At 56.5% G+C, this 21,571-nt stretch carries 20 protein-coding genes; 19 read left to right on the top strand and 1 reads right to left on the bottom strand.

Annotated elements, in window-relative coordinates; genetic code table 11:
• Positions 1-16: 16 nt before the first annotated feature.
• The 16 genes from KH389_RS27195 to KH389_RS27120 all read left to right on the top strand — a co-directional run bounded on the left by KH389_RS27195 (position 17) and on the right by KH389_RS27120 (position 14,990).
• Positions 17-811 carry a ParA family protein gene (locus KH389_RS27195; protein ID WP_043860671.1) on the top strand — a complete coding sequence of 265 codons (795 nt, stop codon included), beginning with the start codon at positions 17-19 and terminating at the stop codon, positions 809-811.
• Positions 812-820: 9 nt separating this feature from the next.
• On the top strand, positions 821-1,693 hold the full coding sequence (locus KH389_RS27190; protein WP_043860670.1) for a ParB/RepB/Spo0J family partition protein: 873 nt from the start codon (positions 821-823) through the stop codon (positions 1,691-1,693).
• A 149-nt stretch (positions 1,694-1,842) separates the two neighbouring features.
• Positions 1,843-2,250, top strand: coding sequence for a F0F1 ATP synthase subunit I (locus KH389_RS27185; protein ID WP_043860669.1), 408 nt, complete (start codon positions 1,843-1,845; stop codon positions 2,248-2,250).
• Between the two features lie 16 nt (positions 2,251-2,266).
• Complete coding sequence (gene atpB / locus KH389_RS27180) at positions 2,267-3,136, top strand: F0F1 ATP synthase subunit A (RefSeq protein ID WP_043860668.1); 870 nt, start codon at positions 2,267-2,269, stop codon at positions 3,134-3,136.
• Between the two features lie 142 nt (positions 3,137-3,278).
• A complete protein-coding gene (atpE, locus tag KH389_RS27175) occupies positions 3,279-3,536 on the top strand; it encodes a F0F1 ATP synthase subunit C (RefSeq protein WP_003097235.1) in 258 nt (85 codons plus the stop codon).
• A 57-nt stretch (positions 3,537-3,593) separates the two neighbouring features.
• Complete coding sequence (locus KH389_RS27170) at positions 3,594-4,064, top strand: F0F1 ATP synthase subunit B (RefSeq protein WP_043860667.1); 471 nt, start codon at positions 3,594-3,596, stop codon at positions 4,062-4,064.
• Between the two features lie 12 nt (positions 4,065-4,076).
• The gene (locus KH389_RS27165) at positions 4,077-4,613 is read left to right on the top strand and encodes a F0F1 ATP synthase subunit delta (RefSeq protein WP_043860666.1); all 537 of its coding nucleotides are present in this window, start codon (positions 4,077-4,079) and stop codon (positions 4,611-4,613) included.
• 21 nt (positions 4,614-4,634) lie between these two features.
• A complete protein-coding gene (gene atpA, locus KH389_RS27160) occupies positions 4,635-6,179 on the top strand; it encodes a F0F1 ATP synthase subunit alpha (protein ID WP_043860665.1) in 1,545 nt (514 codons plus the stop codon).
• Between the two features lie 50 nt (positions 6,180-6,229).
• Positions 6,230-7,090 (top strand): F0F1 ATP synthase subunit gamma, encoded by an 861-nt coding sequence (gene atpG / locus KH389_RS27155; RefSeq protein WP_054916061.1) that lies wholly within the window; start codon positions 6,230-6,232, stop codon positions 7,088-7,090.
• Positions 7,091-7,117: 27 nt separating this feature from the next.
• Positions 7,118-8,494, top strand: coding sequence for a F0F1 ATP synthase subunit beta (gene atpD / locus KH389_RS27150; RefSeq protein WP_043860663.1), 1,377 nt, complete (start codon positions 7,118-7,120; stop codon positions 8,492-8,494).
• A gap of 44 nt (positions 8,495-8,538) precedes the next feature.
• Positions 8,539-8,958 carry a F0F1 ATP synthase subunit epsilon gene (locus tag KH389_RS27145; protein ID WP_043860662.1) on the top strand — a complete coding sequence of 140 codons (420 nt, stop codon included), beginning with the start codon at positions 8,539-8,541 and terminating at the stop codon, positions 8,956-8,958.
• Positions 8,959-9,085: 127 nt separating this feature from the next.
• A complete protein-coding gene (glmU, locus tag KH389_RS27140; protein WP_213606641.1) occupies positions 9,086-10,453 on the top strand; it encodes a bifunctional UDP-N-acetylglucosamine diphosphorylase/glucosamine-1-phosphate N-acetyltransferase GlmU in 1,368 nt (455 codons plus the stop codon).
• A 191-nt stretch (positions 10,454-10,644) separates the two neighbouring features.
• On the top strand, positions 10,645-11,412 hold the full coding sequence (locus KH389_RS27135) for a DeoR/GlpR family DNA-binding transcription regulator (protein WP_213606640.1): 768 nt from the start codon (positions 10,645-10,647) through the stop codon (positions 11,410-11,412).
• Between the two features lie 11 nt (positions 11,413-11,423).
• Positions 11,424-13,259 carry a glutamine--fructose-6-phosphate transaminase (isomerizing) gene (glmS, locus tag KH389_RS27130; RefSeq protein WP_043860659.1) on the top strand — a complete coding sequence of 612 codons (1,836 nt, stop codon included), beginning with the start codon at positions 11,424-11,426 and terminating at the stop codon, positions 13,257-13,259.
• A gap of 155 nt (positions 13,260-13,414) precedes the next feature.
• Positions 13,415-14,566 (top strand): TniQ family protein, encoded by a 1,152-nt coding sequence (locus KH389_RS27125; protein WP_213606639.1) that lies wholly within the window; start codon positions 13,415-13,417, stop codon positions 14,564-14,566.
• 31 nt (positions 14,567-14,597) lie between these two features.
• Entirely contained in the window at positions 14,598-14,990 is a 393-nt protein-coding gene (locus KH389_RS27120; protein WP_213606638.1) for an antitoxin Xre-like helix-turn-helix domain-containing protein, read from the top strand.
• Between the two features lie 11 nt (positions 14,991-15,001).
• On the opposite strand, the gene KH389_RS27115 is transcribed toward KH389_RS27120, so the two are convergent.
• Positions 15,002-16,630 carry a TnsD family Tn7-like transposition protein gene (locus KH389_RS27115; RefSeq protein ID WP_213606636.1) on the bottom strand — a complete coding sequence of 543 codons (1,629 nt, stop codon included), beginning with the start codon at positions 16,628-16,630 and terminating at the stop codon, positions 15,002-15,004.
• Positions 16,631-17,234: 604 nt separating this feature from the next.
• Between KH389_RS27115 and KH389_RS27110 the strand changes: the two genes are divergently transcribed.
• Genes KH389_RS27110 through KH389_RS27470 form a run of 3 tightly spaced genes read left to right on the top strand, consistent with a single transcriptional unit; the run spans position 17,235 to position 21,540 of the window.
• Positions 17,235-18,194: a PDDEXK family nuclease gene (locus KH389_RS27110; protein ID WP_244988673.1), complete on the top strand. Its 960-nt coding sequence runs from the start codon at positions 17,235-17,237 to the stop codon at positions 18,192-18,194.
• The gene (locus tag KH389_RS27475; RefSeq protein ID WP_244988672.1) at positions 18,191-20,200 is read left to right on the top strand and encodes a transposase; all 2,010 of its coding nucleotides are present in this window, start codon (positions 18,191-18,193) and stop codon (positions 20,198-20,200) included. The genes KH389_RS27110 and KH389_RS27475 overlap by 4 nt, the downstream gene beginning before the upstream one ends.
• The gene (locus tag KH389_RS27470) at positions 20,197-21,540 is read left to right on the top strand and encodes an ATP-binding cassette domain-containing protein (protein WP_244988671.1); all 1,344 of its coding nucleotides are present in this window, start codon (positions 20,197-20,199) and stop codon (positions 21,538-21,540) included. The genes KH389_RS27475 and KH389_RS27470 overlap by 4 nt, the downstream gene beginning before the upstream one ends.
• The last annotated feature ends 31 nt before the right edge of the window (positions 21,541-21,571 follow it).

Raw genomic sequence — 21,571 nt, 5'->3', positions numbered from 1 at the left:
GGGAACACAAGCAAGAATGGCTAAGGTATTCGCGATCGCGAACCAGAAAGGTGGTGTGGGCAAGACCACCACCTGCATCAATCTCGCTGCATCGCTGGTGGCTACCAAGCGCCGCGTGCTGCTGATTGACCTCGATCCACAGGGCAACGCCACCATGGGTAGCGGTGTGGATAAACACGTCCTTGAACATTCGGTCTATGACCTGCTGATCGGCGAGTGCGACCTGGCTCAGGCCATGCACGTGTCCGAACACGGTGGTTATCAACTGCTGCCGGCCAACCGCGACCTCACTGCGGCCGAAGTGGTTCTGCTCGAAATGCAGATGAAGGAGAGCCGGCTGCGCACAGCGCTGGCGCCGATCCGCGAGAGTTACGACTACATCCTGATCGACTGCCCGCCGTCGCTGTCGATGCTGACGCTCAATGCCCTGGTGGCCGCCGATGGCGTGATCATTCCGATGCAATGTGAATACTTTGCCTTGGAAGGCTTGAGCGACCTTGTGGATAACATCAAGCGCATCGCTGCCAAGCTCAATCCGCAGCTCAAGATCGAAGGCCTGTTGCGCACCATGTACGACCCGCGCCTGAGCCTGATCAACGACGTGTCCGCGCAGCTCAAGGAACACTTCGGCGAGCAGCTCTACGATACGGTGATCCCGCGCAACATCCGCCTGGCCGAGGCCCCGAGCTTCGGTATGCCGGCCCTGGCCTACGACAAGCAGTCCCGTGGCGCCCTGGCCTATCTGGCCCTGGCCGGTGAACTGGTACGCCGTCAACGCCGTCAAACCCGCACTGCCGCACAGGCAACTTAAGGAATCCGCATGGCCGTTAAGAAACGAGGTCTCGGACGTGGGTTGGATGCACTGCTCAGTGGTCCTACCGTCAGCGCGCTCGAAGAGCAGGCTGTCAAGGTCGACCAGAAAGAACTGCAACACCTGCCGCTGGACCTGATCCAGCGCGGCAAATACCAGCCCCGTCGGGACATGGACCCGCAGGCCCTTGAAGAACTGGCGCATTCGATCAAGAGCCAGGGCGTGATGCAGCCGATCGTGGTCCGCCCGATCGGCGACGACCGCTTCGAGATCATCGCCGGCGAACGCCGCTGGCGCGCCAGCCAACAGGCCGGCATGGAGACCATCCCGGCGATGGTGCGCGATGTGCCGGATGAAACCGCCATCGCCATGGCGCTGATCGAGAACATCCAGCGCGAAGACCTCAACCCGGTGGAAGAGGCCATCGCGCTGCAGCGCCTGCAGCAGGAGTTCCAGCTGACCCAGCAACAGGTCGCGGATGCTGTGGGCAAGTCGCGGGTGACCGTGGCCAACCTGCTGCGCCTGATCTCGCTGCCGGAAGTCATCAAGACCATGCTCTCCCACGGCGACCTGGAGATGGGTCATGCCCGTGCGCTGCTCGGTTTGCCTGAAGAACAGCAGGTCGACGGGGCGCGACACGTTGTCGCACGAGGCCTGACCGTACGCCAGACCGAAGCCCTGGTTCGCCAGTGGCTCAGCGGCAAGCCCGAGCCGGTGGAACCGGCCAAGCCCGATCCGGACATCACCCGCCTTGAACAGCGTCTGGCAGAGCGGCTGGGCTCGGCGGTACAGATCCGTCACGGCAACAAGGGCAAAGGCCAGTTGGTGATCCGTTACAACTCCCTGGACGAGTTGCAGGGCGTGCTTGCTCACATCCGCTGAAACAATTCGCTTTGTAGCGCGCAGTCGGAAATCACTACCCAGCAGTTGAATAGGGGTCCAAGCGCCCCTATACTCTGCGCGCATTTTGTCGGCACAAATTATGCCAAGTCATTACTGACTGGTTGGTCGACTTTCGAGGAGCAGCTGTGATGGAGACCCGCACGCCAAACCGCTTGCCTTTCCATCGCTGGGCGGTTTTTCCGGTACTGTTCGCTCAATTTGTCGTGTTGCTGCTGGCATCGTTGGGGGTGTGGCAGTGGCATGGGGTGGTCAGCGGCTATTCGGCACTCTGCGGAGGACTGATCGCCTGGCTGCCGAATCTGTACTTTGCCTACAAGGCGTTCCGTTACACCGGCGCCAGGGCAGCGCAGGCCATCGTCAAGTCGTTCTACGCTGGCGAGGCAGGCAAATTGATTTTGACGGCAGTGCTGTTCGCATTGACGTTCGCAGGAGTGAAGCCATTGGCGCCATTAGCAGTATTCGGCGTCTTCTTGCTGACCCAGTTGGTCAGCTGGTTCGCGCCCCTGCTGATAAAAACGAGACTTTCGAGACCTTAGGGCGTTTGAGGCAAACATGGCAGCAGAAACCGCTTCGGGCTATATCCAGCACCACTTGCAGAACTTGACCTTCGGGCAATTACCAGACGGCGGTTGGGGCTTTGCCCATTCCGCAGCAGAAGCCAAGGCAATGGGCTTCTGGGCGTTCCACGTGGACACCCTGGGTTGGTCCGTTGCGCTGGGTCTGATCTTCATCCTCCTGTTCCGCATGGCGGCGAAAAAAGCGACTTCCGGTCAACCCGGCGGCCTGCAGAACTTCGTCGAGGTGATGGTCGAATTCGTCAACGGCAGCGTCAAGGATTCGTTCCACGGCCGCAGTCCGGTCATCGCACCGCTGGCCCTGACCATCTTCGTGTGGGTGTTCCTGATGAACGCCGTCGACCTGATCCCGGTCGACTGGATCCCGCAACTGGCGATGCTGATCTCCGGTGATCCGCACATCCCGTTCCGTGCCGTATCCACCACCGACCCGAACGCCACCATCGCGATGGCCTTCTGCGTGTTCGCGCTGATCATCTTCTACAGCATCAAGGTCAAGGGCATCGGCGGCTTCATCGGCGAGCTGACCCTGCACCCGTTCGGCAGCAAGAACATCTTCGTCCAGATCCTGCTGATCCCGGTCAACTTCCTGCTGGAATTCGTGACCCTGATCGCCAAGCCGATCTCGCTGGCCCTGCGTCTGTTCGGCAACATGTATGCTGGCGAGCTGGTGTTCATCCTGATCGCCGTGATGTTCGGTGCCGGTCTGCTGTGGCTGAGCGGCCTGGGCGTGGTGCTGCAATGGGCGTGGGCTGTGTTCCACATCCTGATCATCACCCTGCAAGCGTTCATCTTCATGATGCTTACCATCGTCTACCTGTCGATGGCTCACGAAGATAACCATTAAGACCGCCTGGCGTGTCTGAGGCCTCTCCGCCGGGGTGGGGGGAGGCCGAAAAAGTCCGCAAGGGCAACTGTACCAAACGATTTTGTTTTACCGCTTCAAACTAAAAAACCTAACCAATACGACGTAAAAGTCGGGAGGAAAGATGGAAACTGTAGTTGGTCTTACCGCTATCGCTGTTGCTCTGCTGATCGGCCTGGGTGCCCTGGGTACCGCCATTGGTTTCGGCCTGCTGGGCGGCAAGTTCCTGGAAGGCGCTGCTCGCCAGCCAGAAATGGTTCCGATGCTGCAAGTCAAAATGTTCATCGTCGCCGGTCTGCTCGACGCCGTGACCATGATCGGTGTTGGTATCGCTCTGTTCTTCACCTTCGCTAATCCCTTCGTTGGTCAAATCGCTGGCTAATCACTCGAATTTTCGAGTGGATTGGTGTGATGGACTTAGAACGAGCGAGGTGTTGGCGTGAACATTAATGCAACCCTGATTGGCCAGTCCGTTGCGTTCTTCATTTTTGTACTGTTTTGCATGAAGTTCGTGTGGCCTCCGGTCATCGCGGCTTTGCAAGAACGTCAGAAGAAGATCGCGGAAGGACTGGACGCTGCCAACCGAGCAGCTCGCGACCTGGAGCTGGCCCAAGATAAAGCGGGTCAGCAACTGCGCGAAGCTAAAGCTCAGGCAGCCGAAATCATTGAGCAAGCCAAGAAACGCGGTAACCAGATCGTCGAGGAAGCCCGTGACCAGGCTCGCGTCGAAGCTGACCGTGTGAAGGCCCAGGCTCAAGCCGAGATCGAACAGGAACTGAACGGTGTCAAAGACGCGCTGCGCGCCCAAGTGGGTAGCCTGGCCGTCAACGGTGCTGAAAAGATCCTTGGCGCCACAATCGATCAAAACGCGCATGCGGAGCTGGTTAATAAACTGGCCGCTGAAATTTAAGCGAGGGCGATCATGGCAGAACTGACCACGTTGGCCCGACCTTACGCTAAGGCGGCCTTTGAGCACGCCCAGGCCCATCAGCAACTGGCCAATTGGTCAGCCATGCTCGGCCTGGCTGCTGCAGTGTCTCAAGACGACACAATGCAGCGCCTGCTCAAGGCCCCGCGACTGACGAGCGCAGAAAAGGCCGCCGCGTTTATTGACGTGTGCGGTGACAAGTTCGATGCACAGGCACAGAATTTCATTCATGTTGCCGCGGAAAACGAACGTCTCCTGCTGTTGCCGGAGATTTCGGCTCTGTTCGATCTGTACAAGGCCGAACAAGAGAAATCCGTGGACGTGGAAGTCACCAGTGCTTTTGCGTTGAACCAAGAACAGCAAGACAAACTCGCCAAGGTTCTCAGTGCACGACTCAGCCGGGAAGTGCGCCTGCACGCGACGGAGGATGCCAGCCTGATCGGTGGTGTCGTAATCCGCGCCGGCGACCTGGTTATCGATGGCTCAGTACGCGGCAAAATCGCGAAACTGGCCGAAGCATTGAAATCTTGAGTTTGAAGGGGCAGCAGAGCAATGCAGCAACTCAATCCTTCCGAAATTAGTGAAATCATCAAGGGCCGCATCGAGAAACTCGATGTAGCCTCCCAAGCCCGCAACGAAGGTACTGTCGTCAGCGTTTCTGACGGTATCGTGCGGATTCACGGTCTGGCCGACGCTATGTACGGCGAAATGATCGAGTTTCCGGGCGGCGTGTTCGGTATGGCCCTCAACCTGGAGCAAGACTCCGTTGGTGCGGTAGTACTGGGCGCGTACGACACCCTCGCTGAAGGCATGAGCGCCAAGTGCACCGGCCGCATCCTCGAAGTTCCGGTTGGTAAGGAACTGCTGGGTCGCGTCGTCGACGCACTGGGTAACCCAATCGATGGCAAAGGTCCGCTGAACAACACCGAGACCGACGCTGTTGAAAAGGTTGCACCGGGCGTTATCTGGCGTAAATCGGTAGACCAGCCTGTACAGACTGGCTACAAATCGGTTGACGCCATGATCCCTGTCGGCCGTGGCCAGCGTGAGCTGATCATCGGTGACCGTCAAATCGGCAAGACCGCCATGGCCATCGACGCCATCATCAACCAGAAAGACTCCGGTATTTTCTGTGTGTATGTTGCTGTCGGCCAGAAGCGTTCGACCGTTGCCAACATCGTTCGCAAGCTGGAAGAAAACGGCGCCCTGGCCAACACCATCGTGGTGGTTGCCAGTGCTTCGGAATCCGCCGCACTGCAATTCCTGGCGCCATACGCCGGTTGCACCATGGGCGAGTTCTTCCGTGACCGCGGCGAAGACGCACTGATCGTCTACGATGACCTGTCCAAGCAGGCTGTTGCCTACCGTCAGATCTCCCTGCTGCTGCGTCGTCCACCAGGACGCGAAGCATACCCAGGTGACGTGTTCTATCTCCACTCCCGTCTGCTGGAGCGTGCATCGCGCGTTTCCGAAGAGTACGTAGAGAAGTTCACCAACGGTGCCGTAACTGGCAAGACCGGTTCGCTGACCGCACTGCCGATCATCGAAACCCAGGCTGGCGACGTTTCCGCGTTCGTTCCGACCAACGTGATCTCGATCACCGACGGTCAGATCTTCCTGGAATCGGCCATGTTCAACTCGGGCATCCGCCCTGCAGTGAACGCCGGTGTTTCGGTATCCCGTGTAGGTGGTGCCGCTCAGACCAAGATCATCAAGAAGCTCTCCGGTGGTATCCGTACCGCTCTGGCTCAGTACCGTGAACTGGCGGCATTCGCCCAGTTCGCTTCTGACCTGGACGAAGCCACCCGCAAGCAACTCGAGCACGGTCAACGTGTTACCGAGCTGATGAAGCAGAAGCAATACGCTCCAATGTCCATCGCGGACATGGCGCTGTCGCTGTATGCCGCTGAGCGTGGGTTCCTGACCGACGTCGAAATCACCAAGATCGGCAGCTTCGAACAAGCGCTGATCGCTTTCTTCAACCGTGATCACGCCGAACTGATGGCGAAGATCAACGTGAAGGGTGACTTCAACGACGAAATCGACGCTGGCATCAAAGCCGGTATCGAGAAGTTCAAGGCCACCCAAACCTGGTAAGCCGCAGCGGGGGCTTTGCAGCCCCCGCTTGCTAACCTGATAGGTGTTACATGGCAGGCGCAAAAGAGATTCGCAGTAAGATTGCGAGCATCAAAAGCACGCAAAAAATTACCAGCGCCATGGAAAAAGTGGCGGTCAGCAAGATGCGCAAGGCTCAAATGCGCATGGCTGCTAGCCGTCCCTATGCGGAGCGTATCCGCCAGGTGATTGGTCATCTGGCCAACGCCAACCCGGAATACCGCCACCCCTTCATGATCGAACGCCCTGTCAAGCGCGCCGGTTATGTGGTTGTGAGCAGTGACCGTGGTCTGTGCGGTGGCTTGAACACCAACCTGTTCAAGGCCCTGGTCAAGGACATGGCAGCCAACCGCGAGCAAGGGGTCGAAATCGACCTGTGCGTGGTGGGCAGCAAAGGTGCGGCGTTTTTCCGCAGCTACGGCGGTAACGTCGTTGCAGCGATCAGCCACCTGGGCGAAGAGCCGTCGATCAATGATCTGATCGGCAGCGTCAAGGTCATGCTAGACGCTTACCTGGATGGTCGTATCGATCGTCTGTCCGTGGTATCGAACAAGTTCATCAATACCATGACGCAAGCCCCAACGGTCGAGCAGTTGATTCCGTTGGTTGCAACCCCGGATCAAGAACTCAAGCACCACTGGGACTACCTCTACGAACCTGACGCCAAGGAGCTGCTGGACGGCCTGATGGTGCGTTACGTGGAGTCGCAGGTCTACCAGGCGGTGGTCGAGAACAACGCGGCCGAACAAGCTGCGCGGATGATCGCAATGAAGAACGCCACCGACAACGCCGGCGACCTGATCAGCGAATTGCAGCTGATCTACAACAAGGCGCGTCAGGCTGCGATCACCCAAGAGATCTCGGAAATCGTCGGCGGCGCTGCCGCGGTTTAACGGTTCAAATATTCAGAGGATCCAGCTATGAGTAGCGGACGTATCGTTCAAATCATCGGCGCCGTCATCGACGTGGAATTCCCACGTGACAGCGTGCCGAGCGTGTACAACGCACTGAAAGTACAAGGCGCGGAAACCACCCTGGAAGTTCAGCAGCAGCTGGGCGACGGCGTGGTCCGTACCATTGCGATGGGCTCGACCGAAGGCTTGAAGCGCGGTCTGGACGTCGTCGACAGCGGCGCAGCCATCTCCGTACCGGTCGGTAAAGCGACCCTGGGCCGGATCATGGACGTGCTGGGCAACCCGATCGACGAAGCTGGTCCGATCGGTGAAGAAGAGCGCTGGGGCATTCACCGCGAAGCGCCTTCGTTCGCTGACCAGGCAGGCGGCAACGACCTGCTGGAAACCGGCATCAAGGTTATCGACCTGGTCTGCCCGTTTGCCAAAGGCGGTAAAGTTGGTCTGTTCGGTGGTGCCGGTGTAGGCAAGACCGTAAACATGATGGAACTGATCCGTAACATCGCCATCGAGCACAGCGGTTATTCCGTGTTCGCCGGTGTGGGTGAGCGTACTCGTGAGGGTAACGACTTCTACCACGAGATGAAGGACTCCAACGTTCTCGACAAGGTAGCGCTGGTCTACGGTCAGATGAACGAGCCACCAGGAAACCGTCTGCGCGTAGCGCTGACCGGCCTGACCATGGCCGAGAAGTTCCGTGACGAAGGTAACGACGTTCTGCTGTTCGTCGACAACATCTATCGTTACACCCTGGCCGGTACCGAAGTATCCGCACTGCTGGGCCGTATGCCTTCGGCGGTAGGTTACCAGCCGACCCTGGCTGAAGAGATGGGCGTTCTGCAAGAACGTATCACTTCGACCAAGGAAGGTTCGATCACCTCGATCCAGGCCGTATACGTACCTGCGGACGACCTGACCGACCCGTCGCCAGCCACCACCTTCGCCCACTTGGACGCCACCGTCGTACTGTCCCGTGACATCGCCTCCCTGGGTATCTACCCAGCGGTCGATCCACTGGACTCGACTTCGCGCCAGCTGGACCCGAACGTGATCGGCAACGAGCACTACGAAACCGCTCGCGGCGTTCAGTACGTGCTGCAGCGCTACAAAGAGCTGAAGGACATCATTGCGATCCTGGGCATGGACGAACTGTCCGAGACCGACAAGCAACTGGTTTCCCGTGCTCGTAAGATCCAGCGCTTCCTGTCCCAGCCGTTCTTCGTGGCTGAAGTCTTCACCGGTTCTCCAGGCAAATACGTTTCCCTGAAAGACACCATTGCTGGCTTCAAAGGCATCCTCAACGGTGACTACGACCACCTGCCAGAACAAGCGTTCTACATGGTCGGCGGCATCGAAGAAGCAGTCGAGAAAGCCAAGAAACTGTAATCCCGGCGCCCCGCGAGGGGCGCTAATCAGGTTGAGGCAAGCAGATGGCTATGACAGTCCATTGCGATATCGTCAGCGCGGAAGGAGAGATCTTCTCCGGCCTGGTCGAGATGGTGATTGCGCACGGCAACCTGGGTGATCTTGGTATCGCTCCAGGCCACGCCCCGCTGATCACTAATCTGAAGCCTGGTCCGATCACGCTGACCAAGCAGGGTGGCGCCCAAGAGGTGTTCTACATCTCTGGTGGTTTCCTCGAGGTCCAGCCGAACATGGTCAAGGTGCTTGCCGATACCGTGCAACGTGCTGCCGACCTGGACGAAGCTCAGGCCCAGGAAGCCCTCAAGGCTGCCGAGAACGCCCTGAACGCCAAAGGCGCGGAGTTCGACTACGGCGCCGCTGCCGCACGTCTGGCCGAAGCCGCAGCTCAGCTGCGCACCGTCCAGCAGTTGCGCAAGGGAAGGTAATTCGGCCTACAGGCTGATTGCTTTCGCCGCGATTGAGTTAAAGGGTAGCCTCGGCTACCCTTTTTCTTTTTCTGCATATCTCATTTCGGTCATTCATCGACCTCTCCCCGGATTTGGTAGCCAGTCAATGTCTCTCGATATCGTTATTCTCGCGGCAGGCCAGGGCACACGCATGCGCTCGGCCGTGCCCAAGGTACTGCACCCGGTCGCCGGCAACTCGATGCTTGGCCATGTTATCCACAGCGCCCGCCAGCTCGAGCCCCAGGGTATTCACGTGGTGATCGGACATGGTGCCGAGCTGGTTCGCGAGCGACTGGCTGCCGATGACCTGAATTTCGTGTTGCAGGACAAACAGCTGGGCACAGGCCACGCCGTGGCCCAGGCCTTGCCGGCGCTCAGTGCCGACACCGTGCTGATCCTCTACGGCGATGTACCGCTGATCGAGGTGGACACCCTGCAGCGTTTGCTGGCCAGGGTAAACCCGCAGCAACTGGGCCTGCTCACTGTGACCCTGGCCGACCCGACCGGCTACGGCCGTATCGTGCGCGACGACCAGGGCCAGGTGGCTGCCATTGTCGAGCACAAGGATGCCAGCGACGCACAGAAGGCGATCAATGAAGGCAACACCGGCATCCTTGCCGTACCGGGGGCTCGGTTGGCCGAGTGGCTTGGCCGCCTGTCGAACCACAACGCACAGGGTGAGTACTACCTGACCGACGTGTTCGCCATGGCAGTGGCCGACGGCCTGGTGGTGGCCACCGAGCAGCCGCTGGACCCGATGGAAGTGCAGGGCGCCAACGACCGTCGTCAGTTGGCCGAACTGGAGCGTCATTATCAATTGCGCGAAGGTCGTCGCCTGATGGCCCAGGGCGTGACCCTGCGTGACCCGGCGCGTTTCGACGTACGCGGCGAAGTCATCGTGGGGCGTGACGTGCTCATCGACGTCAACGTTATCCTCGAAGGCCGCGTGGTGATCGAGGATGACGTGGTCATCGGCCCGAACTGCGTGATCAAGAACAGCACCCTGCGCAAGGGTGCGGTGGTCAAGGCCAACAGCCACCTCGAAGGTGCCGTGCTGGGCGAGGGCAGCGATGCCGGTCCGTTCGCGCGGCTGCGCCCGGGCAGCGTGCTGGATGCCCGAGCGCATGTGGGTAACTTTGTCGAACTGAAGAATGCCCACCTGGGTGAAGGTGCCAAAGCAGGCCACCTGACCTACCTGGGTGATGCCGAGGTGGGGGCGCGCACCAATATCGGCGCCGGCACCATCACCTGCAACTACGACGGGGCCAACAAATTCCGTACCGTACTGGGCGATGATGTCTTTATCGGTTCCAACAACTCGCTGGTGGCGCCTGTGGATATCCTCGATGGGGCCACCACCGCTGCGGGGTCCACCATCACCCAGACGGTCGAGGCTGGCCAGTTGGGCGTGGCCCGCGGTCGTCAGCGCAACATCGATGGCTGGAAACGGCCAGAGAAGATCGAGAAGAGCTGAGTTGTCCACAGCTCTGAAAAAGCCGACCGCATTGTGCATAAGTCGGCTTTTTTTTGCCTGGCGCTCAGGTGTGGATAACCTGACCCCAGCAACGCCTTATCCACAGAAAAAATTTCATTGCCTGCTTGACCAAATGAAAGCTTTAGGTTTTGATTGGCGTCATTATCTTTCGAATCGAAACTTAACTTCCCATGTCGAAACGAAACACACCTCAACGCCGCCACAACATCCTGGCCTTGCTGCATGAGCAGGGCGAGGTGAGTGTGGATGCACTGGCCAAGCGTTTCGAAACCTCCGAAGTCACCATTCGCAAGGACCTCGCCGCGTTGGAGGCCAACGGCTTGCTGCTGCGCCGCTACGGTGGCGCGGTGACCCTGCCTCAGGAACTGTTCGCCGACCAGGGCCAGCCCGTCTCTCTCTACAAACAGGCCATCGCTCGTGCCGCCGTGGCGCGGATTCGCGAGCATGCGCGCATCATCATCGACAGCGGCAGCACCACGGCTTCGATGATCCCCGAACTGGGTCAGCAACCGGGGCTGGTGGTGATGACCAACTCGCTGAACGTGGCCCGTGCCTTGAGCGAACTGGAACACGAACCGGTACTGCTGATGACCGGCGGCACCTGGGACCCGCATTCCGAATCGTTCCAGGGCCAGGTTGCCGAGCAGGTACTACGCTCCTACGATTTCGACCAGCTGTTCATTGGTGCCGATGGCATCGACCTGGTGCGCGGCACCACCACCTTCAACGAATTGCTGGGCTTGAGCCGGGTGATGGCCGAGGTGGCCCGCGAAGTGATCGTGATGGTCGAGTCGGACAAGGTCGGGCGCAAGATTCCCAACCTGGAGCTGCCCTGGGCCAGCGTGAATACCCTGATTACCGACGAACGCCTGCCCCAGGAGGCACGCGATCAAATTCAAGCCCGCGGCATCAACCTCATCTGTGCCGCTATCAGCTAGGAGCAACATCTATGTGTGGAATCGTGGGCGCCGTCGCCGAACGCAACATCACCACCATCCTGATCGAAGGCCTCAAGCGCCTGGAATACCGCGGTTATGACAGTGCTGGCCTGGCTGTCTTCACCCAGCAGGGCCACCTTGAACGCCGTCGTCGCATCGGCAAGGTCAGCGAGCTGGAAGCGGCCGTTGCCGCCGAGCCGCTGGTCGGCAACCTGGGTATCGCCCACACCCGCTGGGCGACCCATGGCGCGCCAACCGAAGGCAATGCACACCCGCATTTCTCCGGCCACGACCTGGCGGTGGTGCACAACGGCATCATCGAGAACCACGATGTGCTGCGTGAACAGCTCAAGGGCCTGGGCTACGTATTCACCTCGCAGACCGACACCGAAGTGATCGTGCACCTGCTGCACCACACCCTCAAAAGCCTGCCGGACCTGGCCGACGCCCTCAAGGCGACCGTCAAGCAACTGCATGGCGCGTATGGCCTGGCGGTTATCAGCGCCAGCCAGCCAGACCGCCTGCTGGCCGCCCGCAGCGGCAGCCCGCTGGTGATCGGCTTGGGCCACGGCGAGAACTTCCTTGCCTCCGACCAGTTGGCCCTGCGCCAGGTCACCGACCGCTTCATGTACCTGGAGGAGGGCGATATCGCCGAGATTCGCCGCGACCAGATCACCATCTGGGCCGTCGATGGCCAGCCGGTGCAACGCGAGGCCGTGCAGTATCACGAAGGCGCGGAAGCGGCCGACAAGGGCCATTACCGCCACTTCATGCTCAAGGAAATCCACGAGCAGCCCACCGTGGTGCAGCGCACCCTGGAAGACCGCCTGGGTTCGGATCACGTGTTGGTGCAGGCTTTCGGCCCCAAGGCGGCCGAGCTGTTCCCCAAGGTGCGCAATGTACAGATCGTGGCCTGTGGCACCAGCTACCACGCGGGCATGGTTGCGCGTTACTGGCTCGAAGAGCTGGCCGGCATTCCGTGCCAGGTCGAAGTGGCCAGTGAATTCCGCTACCGCAAGGTGGTGGTGCAGCCCGACACCCTGTTCGTGTCGATTTCCCAGTCGGGCGAAACTGCCGACACCCTGGCGGCGCTGCGCAATGCCAAGGAGCTGGGATTCCTTGCCAGTCTGGCCATCTGCAACGTCGGCATCAGCTCGCTGGTGCGTGAATCGGACCTGACCCTGCTGACCCGTGCCGGCCCGGAAATCGGCGTGGCCTCGACCAAGGCGTTCACCACCCAGCTGGTGTCGCTGATGTTGCTGACCCTGTCGCTGGGACGCGTGCGTGGCACCTTGCCGGCTGGCGTCGAAGCCGAACTGGTCGAGCAACTGCGTCGTCTGCCGGTACGCCTGGGCGAAGCGCTGGCGATGGACGCCACCATCGAGAAGACGTCCGAGCTGTTCGCCGACAAGCATCACACCCTGTTCCTGGGCCGTGGCGCGCAGTTCCCGGTGGCGATGGAAGGGGCGCTCAAGCTCAAGGAAATCTCCTACATCCACGCTGAAGCCTACCCGGCTGGCGAGCTCAAGCACGGCCCGCTGGCGCTGGTGGATGCCGACATGCCGGTCGTTACCGTGGCACCGAACAACGAGCTGCTGGAGAAGCTCAAGTCCAACCTGCAGGAAGTGCGCGCCCGTGGCGGCGAGCTGATCGTGTTCGCCGACGAGAAGGCAGGCATGAGCAATGGCGAGGGCACCCATGTGATTGCCATGCCGCACATCATCGATGCGCTGGCACCGATCCTGTACACCATCCCGCTGCAATTGCTGTCGTACTACGTGGCCGTGCTCAAGGGCACCGACGTCGACCAGCCCCGCAACCTGGCCAAGTCGGTGACGGTGGAGTAAGGGGCCGGTCAGCCCCAGGCACTCTGATCTCGGAGATTAAAAACTGTTTCTGAGATTAAAAACTGTCGCAGAGAGGGAGCCGCCCCTGGCTCCCTCTCTCTAGACGGCCTTCCTTTCTTCCGTTTCCTTTCACGTAACCTGCTTCGGCGCCCTCAATGCCATTGCCCATTCAGCCCGACGAATCGCTCGCGTCATACGTGCGGCGTAACTTGCACCTCAGCTGGCACATCGACGTTCCGCTGACCTTCCATCAGCTCGGCACCCGTCACGTGCTGAAGACGATTGAGGTAAAGAGGCTTGCGGAGGCGATGGGGTGGCCAGGATGCTACGGCTTCAATCGGCTAGTTCACGGCCACACCATGATGGCGTCGACTCACGTCTTCAAAGCCCACTGGGACCACGCCTACTCAGGAAAGCAGTACATTTCCGAGGGTGAACGCTTCAGTGTGTGGGATTCCTCGTTCTGTCCAGAATGTGTCCGTGAAGATTTGAAGAACCGCGGCTTCTCCTACTGGCGGCGGTACGTCGTGCCTTATGTGACCGTATGCTTCAAGCACAACGCAGTCCTTCATAATCTCTGCCCATTCTGTGATAAGCCTTTCAACGGTGTGGGGCATAACCTGGATGTCATGTGGCGAATGTGCCGCGGCCGGCACCTCGCTGACGCGCCCATAGTGCCCAATGAGGATCCCACTGCATTGCGTCGCGCAAAAATCTATCACCAGCTTTGCACCTCAACCCACTACATTTCCGATTTGCACGCGGCTAGCGCTGCTTGGGAAAGAGCAGCTGCACTCATCCCTAATCTGCAAGGCGCAGCAGCTGCAAGAATGGGGTTACTGCACGGCGAGCTCGGGATTTTACGCAAAGCGCTGGAGACCGCGCGTATCGGTGGCCAAGGCCAAACTATGGCCAGTATGAACGCCCGTATCTGCGATGCGGTGGTGGGAGTGTATGAGAGCTGTGATGACTTTGAAGCGGACATCCGCTCATTGGCACAGCGAGGACGGGTTACTGATTCGCTATGGTGCACCTACCAGTCAGGTGGCAGCGAGTCAGCCCACTTTGTCGATGAAAACTATGAGCAAGGCGTGGGGTATTGGTCCTGTCCAAACCCCAGTCCGCACTCGGACGAACAGAGCAGCGCTGACAGTTACCACCGACGACGCCCCAAAATCTACCCGTGCTGCAACCTCCCGCATCCAACAGGCCGGCTGTATGACCTGAGGCCGCTCAAAGTCGAACCACTCCCCGGAATTCCGATAGTGAGGGCTGCAGCCTCTGACAGCTGGGGAAGCCAGGGATAGACTTGACCACAGACCTTGAATGGAGAGTGTGATGAACATGCAGCAGCTAACCCAAGAGCAGGCTACGGTAGGACTCAAGACTGCTGTTCGCATAATCCGCGGCTGGCGAGCTTCGCCTGGGCAGGCCTGTAAAATCTTGCGAATTTCTCGTTCTACCCTCCGCCGCGCCAAGGAGGGTAAGCGCACCGCCTTCAGCTTGGATGTCGATCAATTACAGCGGATCGGGCTTATCCTGGGCATCCACGCCTCCCTACGCACGGTTTTTGCCAATCAGGCGAACGTCACAAGTTTTCCAGGTCTTCCAAACGACAACGCATTTTTCGACGGTCGCCCGCCCTTGGACGTCATGGCGCAAGGAGACCTGATCTCGCTGTATGAGACCTACAAGCGTATCGATCAGCTCAAACACCTTGGCGAAGGGTGACTGATAGGAGTTCAATTTTGGCCACTTCTATGTCTACCGTTAAGCTGGCGTACCAGTTTCTTAGTTACCGGGTAGTGATAATCCTGTTCAAGACATTTTGCTAATTGCGGAAAGCGAAAATACAACGCTTCTCTGTTGATATCAGCGTTCTCGCCTAATTTGGATTCTGTAAAGTTAAGAATCGAATCGGCCAGCTCAGCGTCCCGCTTCAACCAGTCTATGTTCGAATTATTTCCTCGCCGACCGCTGGGGAGTTGATTTATTTGTGAATGAAGCCATAACGTGTCATTGCGATAGAGCCAGATATAAACGTGCGGAATACACAAGCGTAAACACTTAACGCCACAGTCGGAATTAGATTTGCGCGCCGATAGCCATGCCAGCCTATACGCACGCGTATTACGTAATTTGTTCTCGGCAATCCACTGATCTCGAATGTACAGCTCTGAACGCAACAGTCTATTAACTGTTGATATTGTAATTTTGAAAGATGTGCAAACTGCTATTTTGTCTTCGCCGCTAGCTAATTTATTTAGAATGTTTGATCGCAAAGGTTCTTTGAGTTTTTTCGGTCTACGGACAATATTTTTTCCGGTGCTGGAGAGGTGGCTTTGTTGATAATCAGTCGCCCGATCAATATCGTGGCTATTGTGGTTTTCTTTGTGGACCCGCTCCGAGATCGACATTCGATTGTAGGCTTCAACGAAACCATCTAGGGAGCCAAATAGCCACTGGATGAAGATCAAGTGCTTGAGGGGGTGGCAGTGCCCACGCGGGCGGCGGGTAAGCTGCCAGAGCAGCCCCGCAGCCCCATCTGTGGTTGCGGGCAAAGAGCTAAACGGCGTGTAGGCCCGTAGCGGCGCTATGTAGCGTGCGAGCGAAACCGCGGCGCCCTCCACCGATGCACTACCGGCGCTGAACTCGGCCAGGGCAGTTCTGTAGGTTTTGCAAATGATGTCTGGATGAAAACTAGCTTCGTTGCCGTATTTCGCCAGTTGATGAATTGCGCGTGAAAGCGTATCGAGCCTTCGTAGTTCATCAGCTGGCCAGTCATTATGTTGTTCCGGCGACAATATCTCGTCATCGGGTAAACACCACTGGAAACGGCCAGACCATTGGCGATTTCTAGAGCATTCTCTCAAATGTAGGTGATGCTTTGGACAAAACACAACGCCTGGATATTGGTGCATCAAATGCCAGTAGGCGACCCCGCTGGATGTGCGATCTGAGATCATGCACTCACTGCACGCCTTCAACGGATGCTCTGCACCAAATCGACCAGTCAGTAAACCTAGACGGTATTTGATCGATCCTAGTGTCGAGCCTTTGAGCGTCGCGACAGCTTGCGCCACATGCTGTGGGGACTGAAATGGAAAGAAGAAAGGTAGAATTGTATGCCGAAAGATAATGGAAGTTGAATTGCCCCAGGTGAGCCTCGCTTTCTCATTTAGCGCATCAAGATTAAAAGGGAAATCATGATTGGTACCCGCCTTAGGAGATCCGAATAACCAGGTGAGCGTCGACGTCGTATTCATGTTCCCAAGATAGAGATGCTGGCGAGCGCAGATGCTGAAGAAAATCTCATCCTCTAGCCAGTGCAGGGGAAAGTCCGAAACTGGACCATCGCTACGAGAGGACATCGACGTAATACCGAAGAAAATATTAATGTAATTCTAGCGGTAGTAGCTGAAAAGCTAATTTGAAAAGGAAATTAGCAATTTTTCTATAGAATATTTGATACGAATTGGGCGACGATTCAGCTGCTCGACTGGCTCGGAGAGGAGTAGCCTGGCCTTGTGCCCAAGGTGCCGAAACAGAGGTTTCGCGAGCGTAGTTTTCCCATTGTCATAAGCTAATTAGCAGCTGTAACATTATGGGTTGACCGAAGAGGAACAACTAATGGCAAGTTGTTCTAATTAACAGAACAATACCCTAGAAAATCAGGAGAGACCAGTGACAGAACTCTAACCGATGTAGAGCTCTAGAAGTCAGGTAGACAAAAGCCCAAGTGCGACCTTGGGCTCCTGTGGATAAGTCAGATTACGGAGCTGACCATTTCATTGTCTATCCCTTGAATGTGGGACGTCAAGTCCTGCACGACTTCGCTCATCCACAAGAAGCCGAGCGTTATCCACAACGCCGGAAGCAGCGGCCTGCCCGTCAGGCAAGGGTTTGCCAGGCGCCTAGCGTTTTATCCCCAGCGGGTGACTGGCAGAGGTAGCCAATTAAAATTGGAATGTTTGGATGGACCAGCAGCAGAAACACGACCTCATCATGAGCCGTCAGGGACGGTTCCAGTGGGGGGACAGCTACATCCCTTCAACTCTGGCGGTCCCGCGGGAAGCGCCCAAAGGGTCTCGTCCTGCCCGGCTCAATAGCCGAAAGTTGGGGCGAACGCTTCACGCCCTGTCCACACCCGAGAAGGTCTTTACTCAGCTTGCTCTGTACCACCCCAATCTGCTTGATATCCATGAGCAGAAAATGCTGTGGCCGTACGGTGCATCTCATCCGCTCAAGGGACACCCTCTCATGAAGGGAATGTTCCCCCCGCCGATTCGCGGAACTCTAGAAATCGCTGAAGAGATAGGTCTTAAGCATTACAAGGTCACCGTCTGCACTAATGGTGTCCGCCAAAGAATCCCGTCTATCTATCAGGGGGATTTGCTTCTATACCTTCTGGGCAGTGATGACGTGCCCTATGCGGTGAATTGGAGCATCAAGGACCGCAAGGCGGCATTTTATGAGCGTCGTCTGTCCACCCCTAAGACTCCAGCGCAACAGAGACTAGATCAGGAGCAGGCACAGCGGCGTGCTGAACTCGAGAGGGCCTATTACGCGAGCGCCGGGATCAGAACGCTGCAGCTCTCACTGGACCAAATCAGTACAACGGTCCAAGCCAATCTGGATGTTCTGTTTCCTATGCATGGCTTGGAGCTCTCTCATTCAGCAAACCTACTGGAGGATTTCAGCGCTGATGTGCAGCTAGCTGTTCGCGATGGCAAACCCGTAGCTTATATCGCTTTGGAATACGGTCGTCGCTGGGGTTTCCCAAATCAGTTTATCGCTCGGATTTACCAGGATATCTGGGAGCGCCGGCTGTTAGTTAATTTCTTTAAGCCAATTCTCATCGATCATCCCCTGGACACCGATGGCGGCGATTTGCTAGTGATCTACGGCGCATTCTTTGAGGAGCGTGACTCGTGATCACCGGCGCACAATTGATCGCGCCTGAGGGCTATCTCAGTCTCTCAAAGGGCATCACTTATTATTTGATCTTGAATGATCCTGCTCATAATCGAGCAAGACTGGTTGAATTCAACCTCCAGGGCCGACAAATCAAAACTTCCTTAGTTACTATGACGACTTTCGAATTTGAAGAGGGTCTTGAGGCTGGTTTGATCCAAGAGGTGCGCTCTGCAGATATCTATCCGCCTTGGCTAGAGCCCATCAAAGGTGTAGAGGTATCCCACCTTGAAAATTGCCGAAGATCAGATAAAGAAACCTATGACCAAAAGGTCAATCGTCGATTTCTCAAGATCGCAGACCTTGTGTCTCGTATACCAGAAATTCTGGCGAGCGATGACCCTGACGCCATAATCAATGCAGATGCCAAAGCGCAATCACCCAAACAAAACGCAGCCCGTTTGCGCCTATGGTTTTACACATACATCACGTTTGGTCGAGATAAGTGGACGCTGATGCCACGGTTTCACGACATAGGAGGTTGGGATAGAGACGCGCCTTGTTACAAGCGAAAGATGGGACGTCCATCCTCGAAAGGAAAATATTCAGGTTATCGATGTGATCCGGCGATGCGCGAAAAAATCATAGCTGGCTATGTCAAGTTCAAATCTGCCTTCAAGACAAAGGAAAGGGTCTATCGCAATATTCTCACGGAAATATTTGGTTGTATCGCTATAGAAAAAAGCAGTTCATACGAATTTCGACACCCCAAAGGAAGTCCTTATCCGTCAATATCGCAGGTGCGCTATTGGATAAGAAAAACATATGACGAAAGGACCCTGTCTATAGGGGTAAGAGGCAAGCAAAAGACGCGAGCGCGATTAGCAGATGAAGGAAGCTTTTCCGAGAAATTGCTCAATGTGAATCAGAGGGTTGAGTTCGACGGATACAATATTTCACAAAAGCTTACCGGCCTCACTGAGGGCAGCGCGGTCGATAGCTTTTGTGTAATCCGTGCGGTATGCGCTTTATCAGGAGCTATCGTTGGTATTGGATTTTCCGAAGGTAAAGAAAACTTGGCTGCATACCGGATGTGCCTTTTCTCTATGGCACAAAATAAGGTCAGATACTGTAAATTGTTCGGGGTCGACATCCAGCCGGAAGACTGGCCATGCGAGGGGCTTTCTGGAGGTATTGTGTTTGACCGCGGCCCTGGAGCTGCCCTGGACGTTGAGCCTGAAATCCATTGGCTAGGCACCTTTGAGATGACTCCGACCTTTTCCGGTCAGTCCAAGGCCTCGGTCGAGTCTTCACATCCCCGAGACAAGAAAACACTCGATCAGCCGACATCCGCCAAGAGCGGTTTGAATTTCGTGGAGATGTGCAAGCGGGAAATATTCCAAGCCGTTGAGGACAACAAGGTTTCCGACGCAAGTGGGCGCATGGAAGAAAGAATGTATACAGCAGGGGTCGTGCCTTCGCCGCTCGGTGTGTGGAGCTACTGGAGTAGCCGAGGTCGAGATTCATCTATAGGCATGTTGTTTGAAGACGCTGTAAAGAATTTTCTATTGAAACTCCCTGGGAAAATTCGACAGGACGCCGTTTACCTATACGGAAGAAAATATAGATCGGCTGATCTGGTGGCGACCGGCGTGTTTGATCGTGTGGCTAAATCGGGTGTTATCCCTACCGAGGTTTATGTGCTTACGATGTGCATGCGCTATATTTGGATCGAGGTTTCCGGAGTACTTTATCAGCTTGGGATGGTACGCACTCAACGCACCCTTGATGGTGATATTGATATATCACTTTGGGATTTGGAACACCTAGATAAGCTTCGGCGCGAAAGCATAGGGGTTCACCGTGATGCGCGACCGGCTACCGTGCAGCACACGCGTGATCGGTTAAAACAACAAACTGGTAAAGATTGGGATGAGGAAGAACGGACAGTAGGACGATTCCCAAAGAACGAAGCGTATAGGCGAGACACCGACGACTACGAACGACTTCAAGGGAAGCGAAAATGAACGACGTCATCGGAAAGCGCTTCGGTAATAATTTGGACGTCGAATGCATCCGAAGGATCGTAACAGTAAGGCCAGAACCTGTTTCTTTGTTGGCAAATATACAGCCTGCCATTGGCGCGGAGATGCTAGCTGATGCGTGGAAGCGTATTTATCTGCCCAATCAGTTTTCGCTTAAGTTTATTGATGAGATGGTATGTCGAGCGCGTCTGCATTTTGCCGATATATTTAGCAGCGAGGTTGAGAATAGAGCCGGAATTTATACTCCCCTCCAAGTTGAGGTAACGCCTGTTTGCCTTACCGGCCTAGCTGGGGTTGGCAAAAGCTGCCTGCTGAGGGCACTATGCAAAGTAATGCCTGAGCCAGCTGAGTTTCATTCAGATCATTTCGCGGGACAGGTAACGCTGGTTTCTTATTGGTACGCAAGTGCCAGGGAGAAAATCAGCGGTAAAAGTTTATTGTCGGAATTTATTTTTCCTGATGCGAAAATTTTAAGTGGAAATCAGAGAAAATTTCTAGAAGAGGCTCGCAGGCGGGTCATTAGAGACGGCGTTTCACTGATTTTGCTGGACGAAACGCAATTTATCAATACAGGTTTAGCGGCGGCGAAGATTACTGATATTCTTCTCACTTTGGCATCCATCGGCCCGCCTGCGGTCTATGTGTGTAATTACAGCCTCGTCCATAAACTCTTCGGTCGAAACAGCGAGGACAAACAACGATTGTTATCCCAACCCCGGATCATGCTTCCAGATCTGCCAGGGAGCAAAGATTGGACTGATTATGTCGATGAATGCGTGAGAGTCAGTGGCGACGCCGTACGCCCTGGTTTGGCTGATTTTGCAGCGGAGCTCTATCGCTGCACCTTCGGTATCAAGCGATTGGCGGTTCAGCTGTTGAAGCAGGCCTACATCGAGTGTCGGAACGACCGTCGGCATTGGATTGAGCTTCGGGACCTCTGCAGCGCTTATCGCTCTGTAGCGTACACAAGTAACGCTAGCGAGGTAGAGGAACTGCAGACTCAAACGCTGGGGAATCGGCAGTCTAAGCAACGGCTTGATTTGAAATGCCCCTTCGAGCTTCCGGCCGCCTACAGGAGCAACGTCGTGGAGTTCGCTAGGGCAGAAAGGGAACAGGGTGTGATCGCGAAGGTGTTCGACTCATCGTTGACTGAGTCTGAACGGTCAGCGAAGAAGCATCTTGAGGAGGCTGCTGAGATCGTTGTGAAAAAGCCTTCTCGGCGGCCGGCGGCGAAGACGCTCAGCAAAGACGAAGAAGCTAAGGCCTTCTTTGAGCGTCTCGATCTCGCGAGTAAGCCGCGCAGGCCCAAGTCGCCGAGTTGATTTCCTTCGAGATGGGACAAGCCATTACCAG

This window comes from Pseudomonas qingdaonensis (genome assembly GCF_018398475.1).
GTDB lineage: Bacteria > Pseudomonadota > Gammaproteobacteria > Pseudomonadales > Pseudomonadaceae > Aquipseudomonas > Aquipseudomonas palmensis.
Note: the sequence above shows the minus strand (reverse complement) of the source record. Positions and strands in the feature narration are given on the sequence as shown.